The 213-nt window shown below is 55.4% G+C and carries 1 protein-coding gene; it reads right to left on the bottom strand.

The genetic code is table 11. The features are described 5' to 3' along the window. A partial coding sequence (locus ACELLULO517_RS28515) for a transposase (RefSeq protein WP_227310885.1) occupies positions 1 to 166 on the bottom strand: 166 nt, incomplete at its 3' end. Between the last annotated feature and the right edge of the window lie 47 nt (positions 167 to 213).

Here is a 213-nt window from a genome sequence, read left to right as displayed (position 1 = left end):
CAATGCCGTAACGGATCACATAGCGTAGGGCATTGAAAAGTTCCCGCAGCGCATACTCCCGCTGCGGCGCATCTTCCTTCATCAAGGTCAGATACCCGACCACAAGCGACCACTCTTCGTCGCTGACATCAGATGGATAAGGCTTGCGGGCCCGGGAATTGCTCATGCCCTCGATTACGACATCGCCACCGGAAAGTACATGACACCCTCTAG

This window comes from Acidisoma cellulosilyticum, assembly GCF_020621385.1.
Taxonomy (GTDB): domain Bacteria; phylum Pseudomonadota; class Alphaproteobacteria; order Acetobacterales; family Acetobacteraceae; genus Acidisoma; species Acidisoma cellulosilyticum.
The sequence above is the reverse complement of the archived record's forward strand: the minus strand, read 5'-3'. Positions and strand labels throughout refer to the sequence as shown.